The sequence below is a fragment of the Paracoccus actinidiae genome, from assembly GCF_030863885.1.
Lineage (GTDB): Bacteria > Pseudomonadota > Alphaproteobacteria > Rhodobacterales > Rhodobacteraceae > Paracoccus > Paracoccus everestensis.
In genome coordinates, this window is record NZ_CP132956.1 from 1,144,085 (window position 1) to 1,166,956 (window position 22,872).

At 68.1% G+C, this 22,872-nt stretch carries 21 protein-coding genes; 10 read left to right on the forward strand and 11 right to left on the reverse strand.

Features of this window, described 5'->3' with window-relative positions:
- Positions 1–73: 73 nt before the first annotated feature.
- Entirely contained in the window at positions 74–538 is a 465-nt protein-coding gene (locus Q5701_RS05745; protein WP_306754281.1) for a DUF421 domain-containing protein, read from the reverse strand.
- Positions 539–672: 134 nt separating this feature from the next.
- Here Q5701_RS05745 and Q5701_RS05750 point away from each other — a divergent pair, with 134 nt between their 5' ends.
- From Q5701_RS05750 to Q5701_RS05765, 4 genes are all read left to right on the forward strand, one after another.
- Positions 673–2,196, forward strand: coding sequence for an FGGY-family carbohydrate kinase (locus tag Q5701_RS05750; RefSeq protein WP_306754284.1), 1,524 nt, complete (start codon positions 673–675; stop codon positions 2,194–2,196).
- Entirely contained in the window at positions 2,193–3,836 is a 1,644-nt protein-coding gene (locus Q5701_RS05755) for a glycerol-3-phosphate dehydrogenase/oxidase (RefSeq protein WP_306754286.1), read from the forward strand. Before Q5701_RS05750 ends, Q5701_RS05755 begins: the two co-directional genes overlap by 4 nt.
- Positions 3,837–3,899: 63 nt before the next feature.
- Positions 3,900–5,093, forward strand: coding sequence for a coiled-coil domain-containing protein (locus Q5701_RS05760; RefSeq protein ID WP_306754287.1), 1,194 nt, complete (start codon positions 3,900–3,902; stop codon positions 5,091–5,093).
- Between the two features lie 22 nt (positions 5,094–5,115).
- Positions 5,116–6,159 (forward strand): TAXI family TRAP transporter solute-binding subunit, encoded by a 1,044-nt coding sequence (locus Q5701_RS05765; protein WP_306754288.1) that lies wholly within the window; start codon positions 5,116–5,118, stop codon positions 6,157–6,159.
- Here Q5701_RS05765 and Q5701_RS05770 read toward each other — a convergent pair whose 3' ends face one another.
- Together Q5701_RS05770 and Q5701_RS05775 are read right to left on the reverse strand one after the other, a co-directional pair.
- Entirely contained in the window at positions 6,160–7,857 is a 1,698-nt protein-coding gene (locus Q5701_RS05770; RefSeq protein ID WP_306754290.1) for an ExeA family protein, read from the reverse strand.
- 91 nt (positions 7,858–7,948) lie between these two features.
- Positions 7,949–8,809, reverse strand: coding sequence for a hypothetical protein (locus tag Q5701_RS05775; protein WP_306754292.1), 861 nt, complete (start codon positions 8,807–8,809; stop codon positions 7,949–7,951).
- A gap of 238 nt (positions 8,810–9,047) precedes the next feature.
- Here Q5701_RS05775 and malQ point away from each other — a divergent pair, with 238 nt between their 5' ends.
- On the forward strand, positions 9,048–10,838 hold the full coding sequence (gene malQ, locus Q5701_RS05780; RefSeq protein WP_306754293.1) for a 4-alpha-glucanotransferase: 1,791 nt from the start codon (positions 9,048–9,050) through the stop codon (positions 10,836–10,838).
- 9 nt (positions 10,839–10,847) lie between these two features.
- On the opposite strand, the gene Q5701_RS05785 is transcribed toward malQ, so the two are convergent.
- The 4 genes from Q5701_RS05785 to Q5701_RS05800 form a co-directional block, all read right to left on the reverse strand.
- The gene (locus Q5701_RS05785) at positions 10,848–11,483 is read right to left on the reverse strand and encodes a restriction endonuclease (protein WP_306754295.1); all 636 of its coding nucleotides are present in this window, start codon (positions 11,481–11,483) and stop codon (positions 10,848–10,850) included.
- Between the two features lie 132 nt (positions 11,484–11,615).
- The gene (locus Q5701_RS05790; RefSeq protein WP_306754296.1) at positions 11,616–12,119 is read right to left on the reverse strand and encodes a DUF3280 domain-containing protein; all 504 of its coding nucleotides are present in this window, start codon (positions 12,117–12,119) and stop codon (positions 11,616–11,618) included.
- 81 nt (positions 12,120–12,200) lie between these two features.
- Positions 12,201–13,310: a UV DNA damage repair endonuclease UvsE gene (gene uvsE, locus Q5701_RS05795; RefSeq protein WP_306754297.1), complete on the reverse strand. Its 1,110-nt coding sequence runs from the start codon at positions 13,308–13,310 to the stop codon at positions 12,201–12,203.
- Positions 13,307–14,356 (reverse strand): DHH family phosphoesterase, encoded by a 1,050-nt coding sequence (locus tag Q5701_RS05800; RefSeq protein WP_306754298.1) that lies wholly within the window; start codon positions 14,354–14,356, stop codon positions 13,307–13,309. Before Q5701_RS05800 ends, uvsE begins: the two co-directional genes overlap by 4 nt.
- A gap of 96 nt (positions 14,357–14,452) precedes the next feature.
- Here Q5701_RS05800 and Q5701_RS05805 point away from each other — a divergent pair, with 96 nt between their 5' ends.
- The gene (locus Q5701_RS05805; protein ID WP_306754299.1) at positions 14,453–14,881 is read left to right on the forward strand and encodes a DUF1810 domain-containing protein; all 429 of its coding nucleotides are present in this window, start codon (positions 14,453–14,455) and stop codon (positions 14,879–14,881) included.
- A gap of 100 nt (positions 14,882–14,981) precedes the next feature.
- Here the strand turns inward: Q5701_RS05805 and Q5701_RS05810 are convergent, their stop codons facing one another.
- Complete coding sequence (locus Q5701_RS05810; protein ID WP_306755346.1) at positions 14,982–15,608, reverse strand: arylesterase; 627 nt, start codon at positions 15,606–15,608, stop codon at positions 14,982–14,984.
- Positions 15,609–15,690: 82 nt separating this feature from the next.
- Between Q5701_RS05810 and Q5701_RS05815 the strand changes: the two genes are divergently transcribed.
- From Q5701_RS05815 to Q5701_RS05830, 4 genes are all read left to right on the forward strand, one after another.
- A complete protein-coding gene (locus Q5701_RS05815) occupies positions 15,691–16,389 on the forward strand; it encodes an ABC transporter ATP-binding protein (protein ID WP_306755347.1) in 699 nt (232 codons plus the stop codon).
- A complete protein-coding gene (locus Q5701_RS05820; protein WP_306754300.1) occupies positions 16,386–18,899 on the forward strand; it encodes an ABC transporter permease in 2,514 nt (837 codons plus the stop codon). Before Q5701_RS05815 ends, Q5701_RS05820 begins: the two co-directional genes overlap by 4 nt.
- Positions 18,900–18,968: 69 nt before the next feature.
- Positions 18,969–20,120 carry a zinc-dependent alcohol dehydrogenase gene (locus Q5701_RS05825; protein WP_306754301.1) on the forward strand — a complete coding sequence of 384 codons (1,152 nt, stop codon included), beginning with the start codon at positions 18,969–18,971 and terminating at the stop codon, positions 20,118–20,120.
- A 10-nt stretch (positions 20,121–20,130) separates the two neighbouring features.
- A complete protein-coding gene (locus tag Q5701_RS05830) occupies positions 20,131–20,634 on the forward strand; it encodes a hypothetical protein (RefSeq protein ID WP_306754303.1) in 504 nt (167 codons plus the stop codon).
- Positions 20,635–20,677: 43 nt separating this feature from the next.
- On the opposite strand, the gene Q5701_RS05835 is transcribed toward Q5701_RS05830, so the two are convergent.
- The 3 genes from Q5701_RS05835 to Q5701_RS05845 all read right to left on the reverse strand — a co-directional run bounded on the left by Q5701_RS05835 (position 20,678) and on the right by Q5701_RS05845 (position 22,860).
- Positions 20,678–20,863, reverse strand: a complete 186-nt coding sequence (locus tag Q5701_RS05835) for a hypothetical protein (RefSeq protein WP_306754305.1) — start codon at positions 20,861–20,863, stop codon at positions 20,678–20,680.
- A 91-nt stretch (positions 20,864–20,954) separates the two neighbouring features.
- The gene (locus tag Q5701_RS05840) at positions 20,955–21,596 is read right to left on the reverse strand and encodes a LuxR C-terminal-related transcriptional regulator (RefSeq protein WP_306754306.1); all 642 of its coding nucleotides are present in this window, start codon (positions 21,594–21,596) and stop codon (positions 20,955–20,957) included.
- Complete coding sequence (locus tag Q5701_RS05845; protein WP_306754307.1) at positions 21,565–22,860, reverse strand: sensor histidine kinase; 1,296 nt, start codon at positions 22,858–22,860, stop codon at positions 21,565–21,567. The genes Q5701_RS05840 and Q5701_RS05845 overlap by 32 nt, the downstream gene beginning before the upstream one ends.
- Between the last annotated feature and the right edge of the window lie 12 nt (positions 22,861–22,872).

A 22,872-nucleotide genomic window follows, 5' to 3' on the forward strand; every position in this document is an offset into this window, starting at 1 on the left:
CCGGCGGAAACCGCAGATTAACCCTTTGCGGGGAAAAGAACAGACACGTCTTTGGCATGGGGCGCGGCGTGCCTTAGCGGGCCTTGGGGATCACCGTCAGCTGCCCGTCGCCTTCCAGGAAGACCTTGGCCACCTGGGCCAGATCCTCAATCCCTTCGCGCCGGAGGCAGCTCATCAGTTCACCCTCGGTCAGGGATTCCCGGCGCATGTTGCGGCGCAGCATCCGGCCGTCCTTCACGACGACCAGGGGAGGGTGTTCCAGCAGCTTTTCCAGGGCGGGAAAGCGATAGGACAGCCGGTTTGTCAAGAAATTCAGCCCCATAAAGGTCAGGATCTGCACCGTGCCATCGGCCAGGGATGAAAAATCGCCCAGTGAATGGGCGGCCGCCTCGGTGACAAGAAGCAGAAAGACGAAATCCATCGGCGCCATCTCGCCCGCCGTGCGGCGCGGCAGGATGCGGAACAGCACCATGAACAGCAGGAACAGGAACGCCGCGCGCCCCATCAGTTCGAGAATCGGGGTTTCAAGGTGCAGCATCGTTTCCGGCCTTCTGCCACTGGGACAAGGAAGAATGGCCCATTCCCCCGGCCTTGGCCACAAGCCCCCGCGCCCTTGGCGACAGGCAGCAAGGGCGCTATGCGGGCGTGGCAGGGGGCAAAGGGGGGGCTGGCATGGCGCTGCTTCTGGGGATCGACAACGGGCTGACCGTCACAAAGGCGGTGATCTTTGACGAGGCTGGCCGGGTGCTGGCCACCGCCCGCCGCCGGGTCGCGCAATCTATGCCCCAGGCCCGCCATGTCGAACGCGACATGGGCGAATTGTGGTCCCAGACCGCCGCCGCCATTGCCGAGGCGGTTGCCGCCTGCGGGCGCCCCGCGTCCGAGATTGCGGCGGTGGCTGCGACCGCGCATGGCGACGGGCTGTATCTGCTGGACCGCGCCGCGCGCCCGCTTGGCCCCGGCATCCTGTCGCTGGACAGCCGCGCGGCCGATCTGGCGGATGCCTGGCTGCGCGACGGCACCGCCGATGCGGCGCTTGCCCGCACGGGGCAGATGCCCCATGCCTCGGCCCCTTCGGCGATCCTTGCGTGGATCCGGGACCATCAGCCTGATCGTTTCGCCCGGATCGGCCATGTTTTGGCCTGCAAGGACTGGCTGGCCTTTTGCCTGACCGGCCATATCGGCACCGACCTGACCGAGGCCAGCACGTCCTTCACCGATGTCGCCAGGCAGGGCTTTGACGCGGACATTCCGGCGATCTTCGGCCTGGCGGGGGTGGCCGATGCCCTGCCCCCCATTGCGCTGCCAGACGAGGTGATCGGCCATGTGACCCCTGCCGCCGCGGCCCTGACAGGGCTTGCGGCGGGTACGCCCGTGGTGGCCGGGCTGCATGACGTGACCGCATCGGCCCTGGGTGCGGGCGGATACGGCGCGGGCACCGTGGCCATCGTGGCCGGCACCTATTCCATCAACGAAACCGTGTCGGGGGAACCGCGCGTGGATGCCCGGTGGTTTTGCCGCAACGGGCTGCGGCGGGGCGAATGGAACGCCATGTCGATCTCGCCCGCGTCGGCGGCCAATTACGACTGGTTCCTGGACACGCTGTGCGGCAACGACCGCCACGCGGCCGAGGCGCAGGGCCGCCTCTTTCACGCCGCCATCATCCCCGAAATCGAGGCGGCCCTGGCCCGGCCCTCGACCGCGATCTTCCACCCCTTCCTGTTCGGGTCGCCCCACGGTCCCCATGCCAGCGGAGCGTTTCTGGGCCTGCATGGCTGGCAGGATCGCGGCGCCCTGCTGCGGGCCGTGGTGGAGGGCATCGCCTTCAACCACCGGTATCACGTCGATGCGCTGCGCGACGGCTTTGCCCCGGGGGCCGCGCGTCTGACGGGGGGAATGTCGCGCAGCCCGGTCTTCGCGCAACTGTTTGCGGATGTTCTGGGAATGCCCGTTGCGACCTGCGACACGGACGAGGCCGCGGCCTGGGGGGCTGCCCTGTGCGCGGGGGCGGGCGTGGGCCTGTTCGACAGCCCGCGCGCCGATCCGCGCGACATGACCGCGCTGACCGCCACCTATCGGCCCGATCCCCGGCGCGCGGCGGATCTGGCGCGGCGCCATGGCGTCTATACCGACCTGGTTGCTGCCCTGTCGCCCTTGTGGCCACGGATCGAGGCGCTTTCAAAGGACATGGCATGACCGGCATCCGCGACATCGACGTTCTGATCCTGGGCGCGGGGATCAACGGTGCAGGGCTGTTCCGCGACCTGTGCGAACAGGGCATCAGCTGCGTGATCGCTGACAAGGGCGATTTCGGCGGCGGCACATCCGCCGCGCCGTCGCGCCTGATCCACGGCGGCATCAAGTATCTGGAAACCGGCGAATTGCGGCTGGTCGCGCAATCCACGCTGGAACGCAACCTGCTGTTGCGCAATGCCCCCCACCTGGTGCGCCCGCTGCCCACGGTGATCCCGATCTTTTCCTGGCTCCGGGGGGTGCCTGCGGCATTGCGCACTTTGCTGGGGTCCGCGACCGCGCCGCGCAGCCGGGGCGCGGTGCTGATGAAGACCGGGCTGGCGATGTATGATTTCTATGGCCGCCGCCACCGGGTCATGCCGCGCCACCAGCTTTGGTCGAAAAAGCGCGCATTGCGGGAAATCCCGCCCCTGACGCCCCGCATCGTCGCGGCGGGGCAGTATTACGACGCGACCGTCACCCTGCCCGAACGGCTGGTCTGGGAGCTGCTGGCGGACGGGATGGGGGCCAACCCCGCCTCGACAGCGTGGAACTATGCCATGCTGGCCGGTACCGATGGCGCGGTGGTGCATCTGGCGACCCCCGACGGGCCGCAGGCGCTGCGTCCCCGGCTGGTGGTGAATGCCGCCGGTCCCTGGATCGACCGGGTGAACGCGGCGCTTGGCGCGCCCTCGCGTCTGATCGGCGGCACCAAGGGGTCGCATATTTTGCTGGATCACCCGGACCTGATCGCTGCGCTGCAAGGCCGGATGATCTATTTCGAGGCCGACGATGGTCGCATCTGCCTGGTCTTCGACTATCTGGGCCGGGCGCTTGTCGGATCGACCGATACGCGCGACGACGACCCCGACGACGTGGCCTGCGACGACGGCGAGATCGACTATTTCCTGGATGCCCTGCGCGGGCTGTTGCCGGGCCTGTCCTTCGGCCGGGACCAGATCGTCTATGCCTATTCCGGGATACGCCCGCTGCCGGCATCCGACGCGGCCAATCCGGGCCTGATCAGCCGCGATCATTCGGCGCCGGTGGCCGAACCGGACGAGGCGCGTCCATGGCCCGTCATCTCGCTTGTCGGGGGCAAGTGGACCACCTTCCGGGGCTTTGCCGAGGAAGTGGCCGACACGGTCCTGGCGCGTCTGGACCGGCCCCGGCAGCGCGACACCAAGCTGATGCCCATCGGCGGCGGGCGGGATTACCCCGCCGATCCTGCGGCTTGGGCGGACCGGGCCGGGCGGGAGACGGGCGCCACGCCCGCCCGCGCCGGCGTGCTGCTGGCGCGATACGGCACGGGCGCGCGGGCGATCCTGGCAGCTGAAGGCGCCGCCCCGGCGATGTTGGCAGACGCGGATCACTCGCTGGCGGAACTGGACTGGCTGGTCCGCCACGAACGGGTGCGCCACCTGCCGGATCTGGTGATGCGCCGCACCGCCCTGGCCGTCACCGGGCATCTGTCGCGCCGCGACCTGGACCGGATCGCGGCCCTTTGCGCGGGGGCGCTGAACTGGGACACGGCGCGGATGGATCAGGAATTGCGCGATACCCGCGCTTTGCTGGTCAGCCGCCACCGTTTGCGGCTGGCATGACCACAAGGCATTGACAAACATCCCCGGTGTCCCATCATCGAACGGCGCAAAGGGGCGGTTATTGTGTGCGTCTTGTATCGGGTTTTCGGGTTTGCAACAGTTGCCGCCGCTCTTGCCTGGGCGCCAGCGGGCGCGCAGGATGATTTGCCGGGCCAGGCCCATGCCTTGCGCCAGGTCATCGCCACCATGGAATCCGAGGCTGCCGAACTGGAACCCCGCCTGGCCCAGGCCCGTGCCAGGCTTGAGGCATTGCGGCAGGAAGAAACCGCGATCGAGGCCGCAATCGCCGAAGGCCGCGCGGAGCAGGACCGGCAGGATGCCGCCCTTCAGGCTGCAACAGCGGACCTGGCCGCACAGGAGGACGCCGCCCGCGCCACCCTGGACGACCTGACGCGCCAGATTGCCGCCCGGGAAGCCCGGTTGGCCGAATTGGGACAGCAGATCCAGGCGCAGGAGGGCAGGTCGGAAATCCTTGCCCGGCAGATCGCGGAGGGGGAAGACCGGTCAGCCGATCTGGAGGGACGGATCACGACGCAGGAAAACCGGCTAGCCGAATTGGGGCAACAGATTGCTGCGCAGGAAAGCCGCTTGGCGGATCTGGCGGAACAGATTGCCGCGCAGGAAAGCCGGTCAGGCGATCTGGAAACCTTGCAACAGGACGAAGCCGCGATCCGCGCCGCAATTGCCGAAGGCCGGGCGGAACGGGACCGGCAGGATGCCGCGTCCAAGTCTGCTGCCACGGACCTGGAGCAACTGACCGCCCAAATCGCCGAGGCTCGTGGCGCATTGGCCGACCTGACCACGCAGCAGGAGCAAGCGCAGGCTCAGGTGGACCGCTCTGCCGATCTGGCAGAACAGATCGCCGCGCAGGAAAGCCGGGCAGCCGACCTGGCCGGCCGGGTCGGTGAACTGACGGCCGAGTTGACGGCGCTTGCGCGGGTGCGCGAGGCTGCGGCGCAGGCGCCGGAACCCGTGTCGGTGCCGACCGCTGCCGCACCCGCTGCGCCCGCACCCACGCCCCCCGCGTCGGCGGCGCAGGCGGCGGACAGCCCCGCCCCGCGCGGGCAGCCCCGCGACCCCGGCCTTGTCGATTCGGCCCTGGCGCTTGCCCCGGCCCTGCCCCCCGCCCCGCAGCGCGCCCGGCTGCGCGACCTGCTGGTCCAGGGGCATTGCGCGACCGAGGCCCTGGGCCAGGTGCAGGATCCGATCAACCGTCAGACGCTGCTGGTCCTGGTGGACCGGCTGGGGGGATGCTGACCGTTACAGGAAGGACCAGACGATGCGATTTCTCCGATTCCTGCTGCCCGCGATCCTTGCAGCCGGGCCGTGGCTTGCGCCCGCCCAGGCCCAGGACGCCCGTCTCAGCATCATGACCGGGGCGCCGACCGGCACCTATATCCAGATCGGACGCGACCTTGGCAACCTGATGGGCCAATGCGGGCAGGGGCTGGAGGTGGTGGAATCGGCCGGATCCCTGGAAAACTTCCTGGCCGTGCGACAGCGCCCGAACACCCAGTTCGGCATCGTGCAAAGCGACGTGCTGGAATATATGCAGACCTTTGCCGGGGGCGATCCGGGGGTGGCGCGGGCCATCCAGGGCGTCCGCATCGCCTTTCCCTTGTACGAGGAAGAAGTCCATGTCCTGGCCCGGCGCGACATCGCGGGGCTGGACGATCTGGCGGGCAAGAGGGTGGCCATCGGCGTGGAAAACAGCGGCACCTTTCTGACCGCATCCTTGATCCTGTCGCTGGCGGGGGTCGAGCCTGCGGAAACGCTGCTGACGGCCCCCGCCGATGCGCTGCCGCAACTGAAGGCGGGGCAGATCGACGCCTTCTTCTATGTCGCGGGGGCACCCGCGTCGCTGTATGTCGAAGGCGATATCGACGGCGAACGGTTCCACCTGCTGCCGATCGCGGATCCGACCTTGCAGGCGGTCTATTCGCCCTCCACGCTGGCCGCGGGCACCTATGGCTTTCAGCAGGATCCGGTGGATCTGGTCGCCGTCAAGGCGGTGCTGATGACCTATGAATACGACCCGGCGGGCAACCGCTATCACCGGGCCAGTTGTCAGGGGGTGTCGGACCTGTCCAACCTGATCCTGACGCGCATCGACCAATTGCGGGCCGAGGGCCATCCGAAATGGAAATCCGTCGATCTGACCGACATTCCGCCCGGATGGGATGTGGGGGCCTGCGTCAACCGCGGGCTTGACCCCGGCTATCAAGCCCATTGCACCGCGCCCCGGGCCCAGCCGGAATCCCTTCCCGACAGCGAGGCCAATTCCGCCTATCGCCGCAACATCTGCGCGGTGATCGGCTGCTGATCAGCGCGGCCCGGGCGTCAGGTGCGACCAGCCTGACGCCGGTCCCGTGGTTCCGTCCCCCCGCAGCGCCATGACCCGCCATTGCCGGACCGGAAAGGACACCAGGGCCGCAGTCAGGCTGGTGTCGATCCGGTGGATCCGGTCGTCGCCCGCCGGAACGACCTCGACCCGGAAACGCTGCTGTGCTGCATCCGGGGGGCTGTCCCAATGCAGTTCGGTCTGGCCCGTGTCGAACAGCATCTGAAGGACCGGGACCGGGGCCGCCTCCGCCGTCGGATCGGCCTTCGGGGGCGCGGACAAGTCCGCCAGCCGGGCCGCCGCCCCGCCGGTGTCGCCCGCCGCCCGATACCAGGCCCGCGCGCGGGTCGGATCGGCGTCCACCCCCACGCCTGTTTCGTAAAGCTGCCCCAGGTAATAGGCCGCCCGGCCGTTGCCCCACAGCGCGGCACGGGCATAAAGCCGTGCCGCGCGGGCCGGATCGGCGCTGCCCAGGGTCAGCGCCTCGGCCAGAAGGCGTTCGGGGGCGGGCGGGCTGTCCACCGTCACGACGCGAGGCAGCGGCGCGGGCACGGGTCCGGGCACCGGCCCGGGCGGCGGGTCTTGCCGGGCAGGGGGCGGGGCAAGGGCTGTCATGGCCGTTCCGGGTGGCGGTTGGAGGTTGCGGACCGGGACAAGCACCAGAAGCCCCACAAGCACTAGAAGCCCCGCAAGCACCGCCGCCGCCCCGATCCGGACGGCCCGCACGCCCTGCCGGGGCTGGACAAGGGGTGGCGAGGGTCGGTCCTGCACAGGAATAGGCGCAGGCGCAGGGGCAGGAACAGGACGGGCGGGCGGGACTGCTTGGGGGGCGGGGGGCGCGGGTCTGGGCGCCGGGGCGGGACCGAGCAGATGGGACAGCCGCCCGTCCCGGATCAGGGACGACAGGCAGTTCTGGACAAAGGCCTCGTCCAGGGTGTTGCGCCCGGTTGTCCCCGCCTCGAACAGGCAGCTTTGCACCAGGTGGTTGACGATGCGGGGGATGCCCCCCGACAGGGCGTGCAGGTGCCGGGTCGCCGCCGCGTCGAAGACCTGGATTCCCGCATGGCAGGCGCAGCCCGACACGCGGAACCGATGCGCGACGTAATCGGCGGTCTCCGCTGCATTCAGCGGTGACAACAGGAACCGCCCTCCGATCCGGGCGCGCAAGCGGTCATGGGCAGGGCTTGCCAGCAGCCTGTCCAGCCCCGCCCCACCCGCCAGCACCAGGACGATCCCGCCGGGCGGATCCGTCAGCCCTGTCAGGTAGGTCAGGCCCTGGTCCGACAGGCCCTGCGCCTCGTCCACGATCAGCAGGGTTCGGTGGCCGGTGTCGCGGCAAGCTTGGGCCAGGGCTTGCGGGCCGGTGTCGGGATCGTCGAAGGACGGCACATGGGGGATGCCCAGGACCTTGGGCAGCTGGTGGTTCAGGTCGATCAGCTGCGCCCGGCTTTGGCCAATCCGGGCGAGGCGGAAATCGGGACGCGACAGGCCCAGATGATGGGCCATCGTGGTCTTGCCGGTTCCCGCCTCGCCCGTCAGGACCAGGACGGGGCGGCCGCCGTCGATGCAGGCGGTCATGGACTCCAGCACCTGCCGGTGCGCGGCGGACAGGTACAACTGGCCGGGGGCCGGGGCCGACCGGAAACTGGGGCAAAAGGATGCCAAGGGGGATCGGTCCATGATCCTCTCGCTCGGGCGGCAAGGATCCGGGCAGGGATCCTGGCCGGAATGGAAAGCCTAGGCCCGGCGACAGCCTATGTCCATGCGGTCCTTAGACCTGCCGTCCGGGCCAGCCGCAGGGCCAGCGGCCATGGGCGGGGTTGTCCCAGGCGGGCATATCCAGCCAGGGATACCAGCACAAGCCCGCGACCGGCACGCTGGACAGGGCGATCTCGGCATGGACATGGGCCAGCCAGTCCCAGCGGTTGCGGATATGGGGAAAGCGCCTGTGGGCGGCGTGCAGCCCGTCGTGCCAGCCGGTTTCCGTGATCATCACCGGCAGGCGGTACCGATCCGCCACCGCGCGCAGCACCCGGTGCAGGGGTTCGACGGCATGGTGGGGGTAATAGTTGACGCCCACCATCTGCACATGGCCGCTGGCGACCAGCCGGTCGGTGGCCTTGAAGACGTTGGGATGCAGGTGATGGAACGGATCGCAGGTCGCAAAGCGCGGGCGGACGGGAAGGCAGGCCGCCGTGGACATGATCCGCAGCGCCATGTCGGTGGCGCGCCCCGGCGTCATCCCTGCTACCCGCCGCCCGACCGAGGGTTCGTTGACCGCGATCGCCCAGGCATCCGGGGGCAGCGCCAGGCAGCAGGCCACGGCGTGCTGGGCCGGGCGCGGGGGGGCGTCGAAATGCACCAGATCCCAGATCACCGGAAACCCGCGCGGCGCCGTGTTCACCCGGGCCACGATGTCGTGGCGCCAGGACAGCCCGTCCCGCGCGCCTGCTACGCCCTGGTCCTGCGCCACGGCGTAATGATGCGCCATAGCTGCCTCGGGCAGGTGGCCCGTCGAATTCAGCAGGTCGTGCCCGTTCCAATGCAGCCGCCCGCATTCGAAGCCCGCCAGGATCGGCGTCGCCCCGTCAGGTTGCGGGGAAAAGGCGTCGGGAAAGATCAGGGCGTTCATGGCGTGCAATCGGAATGGCGTGGCCCGGGCAGGCAGGGCCATGTGCAGAAAAGGGCGGAAGGGGGGAATTTATCAGCCGGGCGGCGAACTCGCAAACACTGAACACCGTGCCGCCTGGCTGATAAATGTCTTATGTCTGAACATGACGCCAAGGGAAACCTGTCCTTTCGGCCAAGGCCTGTCTGGAACAATCCCCCCTGCGGCCCGTTCGTCCCGGATCAGGCAGCGGGGTCTTTCCATGGACGACATCAGGGCGCAGGCGCGGGATCTGGGCATCCAGGCCGAATACGCGGGCATGGACGGGACCAGCCACGATGTTCCCGAAGCGACCCTGGAAAAGCTGATCGCGGCCTTTGGTCCGGGGACCGCGATGCGTCCGCAGTCCTTGAAGGCCCCGCCGGGCGTGCGCTGCCACCTGCCTGACGGACCCCGGTCCTGGGGCGTGGCGGTGCAATTGTACCAACTGCGGTCCGCACGCAACTGGGGCATCGGCGATTTCGCGGATCTCGAGGATCTGGCGGCCAGGCTGGGGGGGATGGGGGCGGATTTCATCGGATTGAACCCGCTGCACGCGATGTTCTTGGCCGATCCCGTCCGGTGCAGCCCCTTTTCGCCGTCGAACCGGCGGTTCCTGAACCCGCTTTACCTGGCCGTGGACCGGATCCAGGGATTCGACCCCGCCATGACCGACAATGACGAGATCGAGAGACTGCGCGGGACCGATCTGGTCGATTACCCCGGCGTGGCCGGGGCCAAGCTGCGGGCGCTGCGAGAGGTGTGGCGGGGGCTGGGACAGCCCGACGCCGATGACGGTTTCCGGCGCAGGAATGGCGCGGATCTGGACCGGCACGCGCTGTTCGACGCCTTGTCGGCCCATATGGTGGCCGCGGGCCATGGGGCGGGCTGGGCCGCCTGGCCCGACGGATGGCGCGATCCCGATGGCGAACCTGTCGCGCGGTATGCCGGGGATCATGGGGCCGACATCGCCTTTTACCGCTGGCTGCAGGACCAGGCCGACCGCCAGCTGGCCCGCGCCCGCGATGCCTGCAAGGCGGCGGGCATGGGCATCGGCCTTTACCTGGATGTCGCCGTGGGCGAGGCCGGCGACGGATCGGGAAGCTGGGGCCAGCCGGATGTGCTGGCCGATGTGCGCATCGGCGCGCCGCCCGATTACTTCAACGAAGGGGGGCAGGACTGGGGCCTTGCGCCCTTGTCGCCCGCCGCGATGGCCGCGTCCCGGGCGGCGCCCTTCGGCGCGCTGATGGCGGGGGTCATGGCGCGGGCGGGCGCGGTCAGGATCGACCATGCACTGGGGTTGTGGCAATTGTTCCTGATCCCCGACGGGGCGGGGGCCGAGGCGGGAACCTATGCCCGCTATCCGCTGGACGATATGCTGCGCGCCCTGGCGGCTGCCTCGCGGGACAGCGAAACCCTTGTGATCGGCGAGGATCTGGGCAATGTCCCCCCCGGCTTTCGCGAGATGATGGAGGCCGCGAATATCCTGTCCTATCGCATCCTGTTCTTCGAACGCGACAAGGACGGCGGCCTCCTGCCCCCCGAGGACTATCCCGGCAAGGCCCTGGCCTGCCTGTCCACCCACGACTTGCCGACCTTCCTGGGCTGGTGGGCCGGGCGCGACATCGAACTGCGCGCCCAATTCGACCTGATCGGCCCGGACACGGCCCGCGAACAGGCCGAGGCCCGCCCCGGTGAACGGCGTAACCTGGTCCGCGCCTTGGCCCGCGCCGGCCTGCTGGAGGATGAAGGGATCGCCGACAGCGGACAGGCGCCGCTTGATCTGGTCGTGGCAGCCCATCGTTTCGTTGCCCGCACGCCCGCGCGGCTGATGGCGGTGCGCCTGGAGGATCTGGCCGGGGACGACCGGCCCGTGAACCTGCCCAGCACCGCCGACGAATACCCCAACTGGCGGCCCAAGCTGCCCGGGACCATCGACGCCATCACCGGCAGCGACACCTTTGGCGCGATCGTCGCGGGGATCAGGGCCGAACGAGGCGGTCAGGGACGCTAGCACGCCGGGTCAGCAAAGCCTGCTCATCCGGGGAATGTCCTTGACATAGAGCAGATGCACGCCGGTCTTTCGAGACAAGGCCTTGGCGCTTTCGGTGTACCGGCCTGTCGTGATGACGACGGCAGTATCGACGCGGTGAAAGGCGCGGCCCGAGAACGCCTCTTGCACGGCCTTGTTGCCGACCGCGCCGTCGTAGCGCTTGCACTGGATGCCGATCTTCCGGCCGTCGCGCCGGGCGATGATGTCCAGGCCCTGATCGCCCGACCCTGCCGTCACCTCGGCCCGCCAGCCGTGCAGTTCCAGCCGCCCTGCCACCCATTGTTCGAATTCATGCCCGTCCCGGGGGCAGGACACCGGACGCGATGGGGCGCGCGGCCGCGCGGGCGGGTTCCTGCGCGTCCGGGCGACGCCCTTTTTCCCGCCGCGCCTTGCCTTGCGCCGCCGTCCACCGCCACGGGGCAGGAACAGCGCGGGCAACAGCAGCGCCGCCAGCACCAGCCCCGCAAGCGCGGGCCGCGCGTCCACAGCCGCCGCCGAGGCATCCCCCGCGAATGTCGCCATCGCGACCCCGCCGATCACGATCAGCGTGGCCGACAGGACGGCATATCGGAACAGGTAAAAGGCTGTCGTGATCAGGCGGCGCATCGGGAATCGGGAAGGGATCATGCCTGGCGCGACTGTCACCCAGGAAGCACAGCCTAGGGTAAAAATGCGCCTTCGGCAATTGCCTGTGCAAAAGCCTGCGAAATCAGGGATTCGTCCCGGATTGCCCTGCCGTCAGGGGCGGGGCTCGCCCCGGAAGATGGTGTTGTTGAGCAGATAGCGATAGCCGCGCGACCAGCTTTCGTCGGTGTTGCCCCGGATATCGACGGCACCGTGGCGCAGGTTCGTTTTCGCCTCTACGTCGCGTAGGAACAGGTTCATGGCCAGGATCAGTTCGGATGTCTTCTGAACCTCTCCGGTGACGGAATAATCCGCGCCCAGTTCCCGTGCCAGCTTCATGTCGCAGCCATTGCAGGATGCGATGTTCTTGACCTGCGCCAGCTTGTCCGCGACAGGCGCGGTATCGACCAGGGTAAAGCCACGCGCTTCCAGGTTCTGGGAGATCTGGTCCTCGACCATGGCGATGCGGGCGCGTTCGTCGCTGTCGTCCCGGTCGCCCTGGTTGTTCATCAGGTAAAGGCCGAAGAACGCCACGGTTCCACGCGGAACCGGTTCCTGCGCCCAGGCGGGGGCAAGGGCCAAGGTTGCGGTCATCGCCAGGACAAGACGTTTAAGCATGGCTTGCGCCCCTTCCTTGTGCATATCCCCACCCTAGCCGCCGCCAGCCGGGCTTCCTATCGGACAAAGGGGGCAACCGCCTCATTCCTCGTCTGCCGCGCCGATGTCGTCGTCGGCAAGCACATCGCCGGCCAGGCCATCGCCGGCCTGCAGGCCGAAACGCGCCGCCACGTCGGGGGCATAGCGGGCTAGGTCGCCGCGCAGCTTCAACAGCGACAGATCCTTGGTCTTGGCCTCCAGCATCACGTCGAAATCCAAGCCCTCGGCCGTGCGCATGAAGGTCGCGAATTCAAACGGATTGGTGAAATCCGCGTGTCCCGTCCAGATGGGCGGCAACAGCACGGTCTTGAAGCGCGAGGTGGGCTTGACCACGGCCTTTGTCAGCGGCCCCTTGGCAGGCGTGGCCGATTGCAGGGACGCGCGTTCCTTGTCGGTGATCCGGCGCTTGATTTCGCGCAGTTCGGTCCGTGGGGACGAGAAATGGATCTTGGGCCGCACGCCCTTGGGCCATGACCCGACAAAGCGTTCCAGCGTCGGGCGCAGCGCCAGGCCTTCGGGGTTCAGGCACCAGAAATGCTGGTAATCGAAGATCAGCGGCACCCCGCAGCGTTCATGGATCCACAGCACGTCGGCTGCGGAAAAGCGGATGTCGTCGTTTTCCAGCACCAACCTGCGGCGGACGGGTTCGGGGCATTGCTCGTACCCCTTGATCCAGCGGGCGCGGGACGCGTCCCGGTCGTCATAAACGCCGCCGACATGGGTCACGAGGACGCCTTCCGGTCCCATGCCCATGCGGTCCAGCATTTCCGCTTGGGAGGCCAGATCCCAGATGCTTTTCGCGGTCAGGGCCGGGTCGGGACTGTTCAGCAGCACGAATTGCGACGGATGGAACGACAGGCGGATGTCCAGGTCGCGCGCCTTCTGCCCGAATGCCGCCAGTTCCGCATCGCTGTCGGCCACCACCGTGTGAAACTGCGGCATATCAGGGTGGGTGGCATAGGGCGCCAGGTCGGACGACATCCGATACATGTCGATGCCGACATCGACCAGGTAATCCAGGATCGCGTCCAGATATTCCAGCGAGGTTTTCAGATGCGGGTCCTGCTGCCACCGCCGCGTGTCGTTGCTTTTCAGGCCGGGCCGTCCCATCACCTTGACGGGAAAGCCCAGGCGCAGCGGTTTGTCGGTCATAAGGGCACGATCTCCTCGGGAAAGCCGATGCGGGCGGCAAAGTCGTTCCAATCGGCGGGCCGCAGCGCGCCGCCCGTGGCCTGGATGTGGCCGCTGCCATATTCGGTGCCTGCGCCGGGCGGGCGATGGGCCGCCAGGAACGCGATCAGATCCGTGCCGCTGGCCGTGCGCGCGGCGAAATGGATCCAGCCGGGGCGATAGCCGGTATTGACCGCCAGCACGATCTTGTCCCGCAGCCGCCCGCGCCAGGATTGCGCGACCAGCGGATGGATCTGGCAGGCCGAGGCGAAGCGGATCAGGGCGACATCGCCGCGCACCTGGGGGGCCACGCGCTTGGCGCCGTCCAGGGCTTGGGCCACCTCGGCCTTGGCGGCGCGCAGAAGGTCGGTTTCGGGATGGCCGCCCTTCAGCAGATCCTTGGGGCTGTCACAGGTCATCAGCAGCCGAAGGGCCGGACCCGCGTCGGCTGCGGCGGTTCGGCGCGGCGCGTTGACCAGGGACACGGCGTCGCGCAGCGCGGTCTTGCCGTATTGCGCCTGCGCCCGGACCAGTTCGGGGAAACCGTCATCCGCCATGTCGCCGATCAGGCCCATGGCCGCCAGCCACAGCAGATCGTCGGGTTCCCCCGCGCACCACCAGGCCAGCAGGGACGATGTCGGTTCGGGCGTCCATCCGTTGCCCGATATCACCGCCGCATCGCCGGGCCTGCCGCGCGGAACGTGGTGGTCGATCAGCACGGTGGGCAGGCCGGGCAGGATGCAGCCCGCCTGCACCCCCAGGTCGGTCACGATCAGCCCGCCGGGGCGGCGGTCGGCCAGTTCCGCGCGCAGGCCGGGCGACCAGGGGTTTTCCCCCTTGCCCATGATGCGGACATCGGCGCGACGGCCTTCCCGGTCCAGGGCGCGTGCCAGGATCGCCGTGGCCGACAGCCCGTCGGCGTCGAAATGGCCCAGGATCAGGGCCGGCCTGTCCGGGTCGAAACGCCCAAGCGCGGCCCGAAAGGCGGGACCGACATGGGCAGGCGACTGGACAGGCGGGAAATCCATGCCCTTCAACCGCGCAGGGCGGGCATGGTTTCATGGGCGATGCGGAACAATTCGCGCCGCGCCCGGTTCCGCCTGCCCGGTGACAAGGAATCTGCCATGCCCGCGACAAGTCCCGACAGCCTGGATCGTTTCCTGGACGCGCAAAAGGACAGTTATGACATCGCCTTGTCCGAACTGATCCGGGGCCGCAAGCAAAGCCACTGGATGTGGTTCATCTTTCCGCAATTGCGGGGCCTGGGCCATTCGGCCATGTCGCATCATTACGGCATCGCTGACGCGGACGAGGCGCGGCGATACCTGGCCCATCCGGTCTTGGGACCGCGCCTGATCCGCTGCGCCGATGCCGTGCTGGCCCACCAGGGCACCCCGGCGGACCGGATCTTCGGGTCCGTGGATGCGGCCAAGCTGCGGTCGTCCGCCACGCTGTTCGCGGCAGTGCCCGGCGCGCCGGATGTGTTCGACCGGATCCTGCAGGCCTTTTTCGACCACCGGCCTTGCCGCACGACGCTGGACCGGATGGACTGACCTATAGCCCCGGAGGCAGCGCAGGTTTCGGGATCAACGTGCGTCGGCAATCCAAGGCTATGACCTGCGCGGGACCGGCATCCGCTTCAGTTGAAAGACCCTATTTCCCGATGCCGTCCAGCCAGGCGCCCACCGCCGGACCCATTGCCTCGACAATAGCCCGGACCCCGGCGGCGCTTGGGTGCAGGCCGTCATCCTGCATCAGGTCCACGTAACTTTCACCCGCCGCATATTTCCGTGTGATGGGGGCCAGCAGGTCGGGATACAGCGCCGCGTCATGGTCGCGGGCCAGATCGGGGAACATCGCCTGGAAATCCCGCTGAAAGTCGGGGCCGAAATTGCCCGGCGCGGGCAGGCCCACCAGCATGGCGGGCACGCCCTCGCTGTCCAGGCGGGTCAGGATCGCGTCCAGGTTGGCGCGGCTGGCGGCGGGGTCGATGCCGCGCAGCAGGTCGTTGCCGCCAAGCGCCACGATCATTGCGTCGGGTTTGTCCGCCAGCGTCCAGTCCAGCCGCGACAGCCCCCCCGCCGTCGTGTCGCCGCTGACGCCCGCGTTGATCACGATCACGTCATGGCCCGCCGCCCGCAGCCAGTCCTGCAGCTGCGGCACCAGGCCCTGACCCTGGGCCAGGCCATAGCCCTGGGTCAGCGAATCCCCCAGGGCTGCGAGCTTCAGCGGTTCCTGGGCCTGGGCGGCGACGGGGGCGCAGGCCAGGACCAGGGCCATGAAAATGTCGCGCAGCCGTGGCTTGCCTGAACGGCGCCAGGCCTTAGATGCCAAGAAACACAGGCTTTGGGGAATGATGGTCATGATGGGTCCGGTTCTGTCGCTGAAGGATGTCCACCTGACCTTGCAGGGCAATGCCGGGCCGGTGGCGATCTTGCGAGGCATTTCCCTGGATGTCCACGGGGGCGAGACGCTGGGACTGGTCGGGCCTTCGGGGTCGGGCAAGTCGTCCCTGCTGATGCTGATGGGCGGCTTGGAACGCGCGACGGGCGGCACGGTCCAGGCCCTGGGCCATGACCTGACCGCGCTTGACGAAGACGCCCTCGCCCGGTTTCGCCGGGGCCGGATGGGCGTGGTGTTCCAGTCCTTTCACCTGATCCCCACGATGACCGCGCTTGAAAACGTCGCCACGCCGCTGGAACTGGCAGGCCATTCCGATGCCTTTGACCGCGCAAGCGCCGAATTGCACGCCGTGGGCCTGGGCGCGCGGGCCGACCATTACCCGGCGCAGATGTCGGGGGGCGAACAGCAGCGGGTGGCGCTTGCCCGCGCGACGGCGCCGCGCCCGGCGATCCTGCTGGCGGACGAACCCACGGGAAACCTGGACGGCGCCAACGGCCAGGCGATCATGGATCTGCTGTTCGGCTTGCGCGACCGGCACGGGGCCACCCTGGTGCTGGTCACGCACGCCGCGGACCTTGCCGCGCGCTGCGACCGGGTGCTGCGCCTGCGCGACGGCGTGATCGAGGGCGAGGATCTTCGCCGCCGGGCCGCCTCGTGACCGCGGCCTGGCGCATCGCCCGGCGCGAGTTGCGCGGCGGCTTGGCGGGTTTCTGGATTTTCCTGCTGTGCCTGACCCTGGGCGTCGGCGCCATCGCGGCGGTGGGGTCCGTCCGCGCCGCCATCGAAGGGGGACTGTCCCGCCAGGGCGCGGTGCTTCTGGGGGGCGACGCGGAACTGCGCCTGACCTATCGCTTTGCCACGGATGCCGAACGGGCCTGGATGGAGGACAACGCCGACCAGGTGTCCGAGGTGGTGGATTTCCGGTCCATGGCCGTGGTGGGGGATGACCGCGCGCTGACCCAGGTCAAGGGCGTCGATGCCACTTGGCCGCTGCGGGGCCAGGCGCAGTTCGACCCAACCCTGCCGGTGGACAAGGTGCTGGCGGGGCAGGCGGGCCTGCCGGGGGCGGCGATGGATCCGTTGCTGATCGACCGGCTGGGGTTGCAGATCGGCGACCGGTTCCGGCTGGGGGTTCAGGATTTCGTGCTGATGGCCGCGCTGCTGCGCGAACCCGATGCCATCGGCGGCAGCTTCGGCCTTGGCCCGCGCACGCTTGTCGCAACCCCCGGCCTGGCGGGGTCGGGGCTGCTGTCGCCCGGCACGCTGTATGAAACAAGCTATCGCTTGGCCCTGCGTCCCGGCGACAGCCTGGACGCTCTGCGCATTGCCGCCACCGCCCAGTTCGAGGGGGCGGGGATGCGGTGGCGCGACAGCAGGCGCGGCGCGCCGGGGGTGGAGGCTTTCGTGGACCGGCTGGGATCCTTTTTGGTGCTGGTGGGCCTTGCCGGTCTGGCCACGGGCGGGGTCGGCGTATCGTCCGCCGTGCGCAGCTATCTGGACACGAAGACCCCGGTGATCGCCACGCTGAAGACCCTGGGGGCCGAGGGGCGGGTGATCTTTGCCATCTATTTCGCCCAGATCGGCGCACTGACCCTGCTGGGGGTCATGGCAGGGGTGATCCTGGGTGGGCTGGCCCCCGTGCTTGCGGCCCCCTTCCTGCAGTCGCGGCTGCCGATCCCGGTGGAATTTGGGCTCCAACCCGCCCCGCTGTTCGAGGCTGCGGCCTATGGCATCCTGACCGCGCTGATCTTTACCCTTCTGCCGCTGGCGCGGGTGGAACGGGTCCGCGCAAGCGCCCTGTTCCGGGGTATCGGGGCGGATGCCCGCGCCCGGCCCCGAAAGCGCTGGCTGGCGGCCCTGCTGGGGGCGGTGGGCGCGCTGATCGGGACTGCGGCCCTGATGGCGTCAAGCCCGCGCCTGGCCCTGGCTGTGGCGGGGGGCGTGGTGCTGGCCCTGGGGGCGCTGTGGCTGGCGGCGCGGGGCCTGCGTGGCGTGGCCCGGCGGCTGGCGCGCCACCCCGCCCTGCGCGGGCGGACCGCGCTGCGGCTGGCGGTGGGGGCCGTCGCCAATCCGCAGGAAGGCGCCGTCGCCGTTGTCCTGTCGCTGGGACTGGGCCTGACGGTGCTGGCCACCGTGGGCCAGATCGACGCCAACCTGCGCCGCGCCATCGCGGCCGAGTTGCCCGACCAGGCGCCGTCCTTTTTCTTCATCAACATCCAGCCGGACCAGTTGGCGGGATTCCTGGACCGGCTGGACGCGGATCCCGGTGTGGGCCGGGTGGCCACCGCCCCGTCCCTGCGCGGCATCGTCACTGCGATCAACGACATCCCGGCCAGCGACTGGAGCGACCACTGGGTCTTGCGGGGCGATCGCGGCGTCAGCCATGCCGCCTCCCCGCCCCCCGGCACCGTGCTGACCGCAGGGGAATGGTGGCCCGCCGATCATGCCGGACCGCCCCTTGTCAGCTTTGGCGCGACCGAGGCCGAAGAACTGGGCCTGTCTCTGGGCGACCGCATCACCGTCAACATCCTGGGCCGCGACATCACCGCCACGATCGCCAATTTCCGGCAACTGGACTTCCGCAGCGGCGGCATCGGCTTCGTGATGATCTTCGACGCGGCCTCGCTGTCCGGCGCGCCCCAGACCCATATCGCCACCCTCCACACCGATCCCGCATCCGAGGCCGCGATCCTGCGCGACATCGGCGACACCTTTCCCAACATCACCGCCATCCGCGTGCGCGACGTGGCCGCCCGCGTGGCCGAGGCGATGGGCGCGCTTGCATCCGCCACCGCGCTTGCGGCGCTTGCCGTGCTGGCGACCGGTTTCGTGGTGCTGATCGGGGCCGCCGCCGCGGGCGAGCGCGCCCGCGTGTTCGAGGCGGCGGTGCTGAAAACCCTGGGCGCCACGCGCGGCACGGTGCTGGCCAGCTTTGCGCTGCGATCGGCGCTGATGGGGGCCGCGGCGGGGCTGGTCGCGGTTCTCGTGGCCGCGCTGTCGGCCTGGGCGATCCTGACGCAGGTCATGGAACTGGATTACCGCTTTGCCCCCGGATCGGCCGCGGCCGTCATCGCCGGCGGCGTGGCGGCGACCTTGGCTGCGGGACTGGCCTTTGCCCTGCGTCCCTTGTCCGCGCGGCCCGCCCGCGTGCTGCGGGCGCAGGAATAAGGCGGGCAGGCCGGGAACCCTGTTCGGCCCTGCACGGTTTCACCACAGCCCATCAGAGGAGGAATTGCTGTGCTTGCTGCCGATTACAGGGGTCCGCGCCGGGTGCGGGTGGCCTCGAAGGCCGATCCCGTCATCCAGCATCCGCGCGATGCCATCGTGCGCGTCACCCGGTCCTGCATCTGCGGATCGGATCTGCATCTGTATCACGGCCTGGTCCCCGACACCCGGATCGGCACGACCTTTGGCCACGAATTCTGCGGCATCGTCGAGGAGGTCGGATTCGAGGTCCAGACCCTGAAGCCCGGCGACCATGTGCTGGTGCCCTTCAACATCGCCTGCGGCCAGTGTCATTTCTGCAAGCAGGGAATGTTCGGAAACTGCCACGAATCCAATCCCCAGGCCACCGCCGTGGGCGGCATCTTCGGATATTCCCACACCGCCGGAGGCTATGACGGGGGGCAGGCGGAATATGTGCGCGTGCCTTACGCCGATGTGGGGCCGACGCCGATCCCCGACTGGATGGATCCCGACGATGCGGTGCTGCTGACCGACGTGGTGCCGACCGGATACCAGGCCGCCGAAATGGGCGGCATCCAGATGGGCGACACGGTTGTCGTCTTTGGCGCAGGGCCCGTGGGCATCATGGCCGCGCGCTGTGCCTGGCTGTTCGGGGCGGGCCGGGTGATCGTGATCGACCATGTGGAATACCGGCTGGATTTTGCCCGCCATTATTGCCCGGCCGAGGTTTACGATTTCAAGTTCATCGACGACATGGCGGTCTTCATCAAGAAGCTGACAGACGGCCTGGGCGCCGACGTGTGCATCGACGCCGTGGGCGGGGACGCATCGGGCAACGCCCTGCGCACGCTGATGGGCAAGAAGCTGAAGCTCGAGGCCGGGTCGGCCATCGTGCTGCACTGGGCCATCAATTCGGTGAAAAAGGGCGGCGTCGTGTCCATTGTCGGCGTTTACGGTCCCACGGGCAACATCGTTCCCATGGGCAATGTGCTGAACAAGGGCCTGACGATCCGGGCCAACCAGGCTTCCGTGAAACGCCTGCTGCCGCGCCTGATTGACCATGTGCAGGCGGGCCGAATCGACCCCAAGGCCCTGATCACCCACCGCGTGCCGCTGGATGACATTTCGGACGCGTATCACATCTTCTCGTCCAAGCTGGACGAATGCATCAAGCCGGTGCTTTACCCCAACAACGGCCGCTAAAGGAACGATCATGGCAAGGCAGATTACTTCCCAGGCAATCGACCCCGTGAACGTGAACGGATGGGGCGTGGACGCCGATCCTCAGAACGACCCCACCTATCCGATGCGCGACAGGTCCGTCGAAACGGGCAACGGCTGGAACCGGCCCAAGGCGCAGCGGACCGATATCGAGGTTCTGCAATCCGTCGAATACAACCGCCGCCCGGCGGTCTTCGGCACCGCGCCCCAGCCTTCGGGCCTCAGCGGAATGATCCGCCGCGCGGCCTTCGGCTATAGCGAATCCGACTGGCGGCATTGGCTGATGCTGCTGGGCGCTGACCGGATCAACATGGTCGAGGGCCTTGTCGAGGATCTGGCGCACGGCCATGTTCCCAATATTCCAGGCGAGATGGGCATGGGCGCGGCCTGGCGGCACGACCGCAGCGGCCTGACCAGGAAGCTTGCCATCGGCGCGGGCGTGGCCGTGGTGGCAGTCGCCTTGATGGGCAAGAACAAGGGTCGCCACCGGCGATAAGGTTGCCATGGTCCCGGTCCGTGCCGGGACCATGGCGCAGGCTTCAGAATTCCGACGACGGCTTTCTCAGTTCCGGCTTGGTCGGATCCTTGTAGCCCGCGTGTTCATCCGCAGGTTGGGTATAGCCGACATCGCGCGTCGTCCCGCGCACGCCATCGGGCAAGACACCGTCCTTGTCGGCAGGATTGTCCTTGCGGATGTTCCGGGCGTCCTGATTGTTCTGGGTCATGCGTATCCTCCGTTCCCCTTCGCGCCGGCAAGCGGCCATGGGCGGAAACGAAGTCCTTGGGCCTTTTGTTCCTGGCCTCCGCCCGCGCGGTTCACCTCACCGTCGAATGAAGGGCCAGTTCCGTTCGGTTTCGCACCTCCAGCTTCTTGAACATGTTGGTCAGGTAGTGCTTGACGGTCTTTTCGCTGAGCGAAAGACGGCGGCCGATATCCTTGTTGCAGCAACCCTGCCGGATCAGGCCGTAAATCTCGGCTTCCCGCTTGCTGAGGCTGCGCAGTTCGTTGCCCTGCTCGCGTTGGTCGGGCACGGCGGGAAGGTTGAGAGAAGCCATCAGCCGGGCCGCCAGATGGGGTGTGACATAGCAGTTTCCTTCGGCCACCGACCGGATCACCTCGCACAGATCCTTGCCGCTGGTGCCTTTCAGGACATAGGCCGCGGCCCCCAGGCGCAGGCAGCCGATCACGTCGCTGGCCTGTTCCGACATCGACAGCACGATGGCCAAGGTGGAACTGCCCTGGCGGGCGATCTCGGCCAGGACGCTGTGGCCCGACCCGGGAATGTTCAGGTCCAGGACAAGGATGTCGGGCTTTCGTTCCAGCACCATCGCGATGGCCGTTCCGGCCGTCCCTGCGACACCGGCAAGGGAAAGGCCTTCGCAGTCGGCAATGACCCTGGACAGTCCTTCGCAAACAAGGGGGTGGTCATCGACGATCGCTACGGTGATGTCTTGCATCGGGGGTCTCCGCTTGGGCAAGGGGGAAGCTGGCGGACAGCCGCATTCCCATGGTGTCGTGCCTGACCAGCGTCAGGGTGCCGCCGAGCTGTTCGATCCGGCGGCGAAGGTGATCCAGTCCCAAGGGCTTGCGCAGGTCAGGCCCGGGAACCACGGCCAGGCCACCCCCGGCGTCGCTGACCGAAACCTCCAGCCGACCGCCATCGGCCGTGCGCAGGGCGACGCGCTGATCCGCCCCGCCCGCGTGCTTGAAGGCGTTGTGCAGCCCTTCGCGCAGGAACCGGCACAAGGCGATCTTGACGGGCAGGGACGGTTCGGCAAGGTCCGCCTCCATGCGCAGGTCGACATCCGTTCCGGTCCGACGCATATGGTCGTTCACCACCGCCCCGACCGCCTGGGCCAAGGGCAGGTCAAAGGGCTGTGCCGGGCTTGTCCCGGTCAGAAGGGCCTGAACCTCGGACATGGCTTCTTCCAGGATGGTCTGCACGGCGCGGGCGTCGTCTGACGCATCGTGGTTCCCGGCGGGCTTCATCCGCAGCAATGCCACCGTCAAAAGCTGACCGATGCCGTCGTGGATATCGGCATTCAATTGCCGCAACCGGCTTTCCTGCTGGTCATGCAGGACGCGCGCGTCCTGGCGGATTTGTGCATCGCCCCGGCGCAGCAGAAGATAAAGGATAATCGTGAAGAAAATGCCGACGATGCAAATTGCCGCCCACATCTGCCAGCGGATATTCAACAAGATCCGTGATGCAAAGGCGGCGTCCTGATAATATTCTGCCACGGCAACGATGCGGTTTCCAGATAAAAGCCGGATCGGCACATATATTTCAAAGAACTTGTTGCCATCCATGGCGGGTGCCGATGAAACCTCCGCGTGAAATTCATCCTCGATCTCAACGCTGATTTCGCCGGACAGGGCTTTTTCAAAATGCGGGCCGACGGGAAAGCTTTGGCCTGTCATATCGCGCCGGACGGCATAAATGACCCGCCCGGCCGGATCCCAGACGATCATGTCGAAGACCCCAAGAGATGCCGAAACTTCGTGAAAATGGGCGTCCAGCCTGTCGCGGATGTGGGGCGGCAGAAACCCGGCCGCGAAATTGGGGGCATAGGGAGTCAGCGTCGCTTCCAGAACGACGCCCGCCCGGTGCCCGACCTCGGCTTCGAGCGTTTGATGCAGGCGGGATACGAACCAGATGCCCAGGCAGGCCAATCCCGCGGCGACGATCAGGATGCCGGCGGACAGATATTTTCGAAACATCCCCCGCCATCC

What these genes read in the sequence shown, in the direction of transcription:
- malQ (WP_306754293.1), top strand. Translation starts at nt 9,048, where the DNA reads ATGGACGACATCAGGGCGCAGGCGCGGGATCTGGGCATCCAGGCCGAA.
- uvsE (WP_306754297.1), bottom strand. Translation starts at nt 13,310, where the DNA reads ATGACCGACAAACCGCTGCGCCTGGGCTTTCCCGTCAAGGTGATGGGA.
- Q5701_RS05785 (WP_306754295.1), bottom strand. Translation starts at nt 11,483, where the DNA reads ATGCGCCGCCTGATCACGACAGCCTTTTACCTGTTCCGATATGCCGTC.
- Q5701_RS05750 (WP_306754284.1), top strand. Translation starts at nt 673, where the DNA reads ATGGCGCTGCTTCTGGGGATCGACAACGGGCTGACCGTCACAAAGGCG.
- Q5701_RS05815 (WP_306755347.1), top strand. Translation starts at nt 15,691, where the DNA reads ATGATGGGTCCGGTTCTGTCGCTGAAGGATGTCCACCTGACCTTGCAG.
- Q5701_RS05800 (WP_306754298.1), bottom strand. Translation starts at nt 14,356, where the DNA reads ATGGATTTCCCGCCTGTCCAGTCGCCTGCCCATGTCGGTCCCGCCTTT.
- Q5701_RS05840 (WP_306754306.1), bottom strand. Translation starts at nt 21,596, where the DNA reads ATGCAAGACATCACCGTAGCGATCGTCGATGACCACCCCCTTGTTTGC.
- Q5701_RS05790 (WP_306754296.1), bottom strand. Translation starts at nt 12,119, where the DNA reads ATGCTTAAACGTCTTGTCCTGGCGATGACCGCAACCTTGGCCCTTGCC.
- Q5701_RS05745 (WP_306754281.1), bottom strand. Translation starts at nt 538, where the DNA reads ATGCTGCACCTTGAAACCCCGATTCTCGAACTGATGGGGCGCGCGGCG.
- Q5701_RS05775 (WP_306754292.1), bottom strand. Translation starts at nt 8,809, where the DNA reads ATGAACGCCCTGATCTTTCCCGACGCCTTTTCCCCGCAACCTGACGGG.
- Q5701_RS05830 (WP_306754303.1), top strand. Translation starts at nt 20,131, where the DNA reads ATGGCAAGGCAGATTACTTCCCAGGCAATCGACCCCGTGAACGTGAAC.
- Q5701_RS05755 (WP_306754286.1), top strand. Translation starts at nt 2,193, where the DNA reads ATGACCGGCATCCGCGACATCGACGTTCTGATCCTGGGCGCGGGGATC.
- Q5701_RS05835 (WP_306754305.1), bottom strand. Translation starts at nt 20,863, where the DNA reads ATGACCCAGAACAATCAGGACGCCCGGAACATCCGCAAGGACAATCCT.
- Q5701_RS05765 (WP_306754288.1), top strand. Translation starts at nt 5,116, where the DNA reads ATGCGATTTCTCCGATTCCTGCTGCCCGCGATCCTTGCAGCCGGGCCG.
- Q5701_RS05805 (WP_306754299.1), top strand. Translation starts at nt 14,453, where the DNA reads ATGCCCGCGACAAGTCCCGACAGCCTGGATCGTTTCCTGGACGCGCAA.
- Q5701_RS05845 (WP_306754307.1), bottom strand. Translation starts at nt 22,860, where the DNA reads ATGTTTCGAAAATATCTGTCCGCCGGCATCCTGATCGTCGCCGCGGGA.
- Q5701_RS05810 (WP_306755346.1), bottom strand. Translation starts at nt 15,608, where the DNA reads ATGGCCCTGGTCCTGGCCTGCGCCCCCGTCGCCGCCCAGGCCCAGGAA.
- Q5701_RS05770 (WP_306754290.1), bottom strand. Translation starts at nt 7,857, where the DNA reads ATGGACCGATCCCCCTTGGCATCCTTTTGCCCCAGTTTCCGGTCGGCC.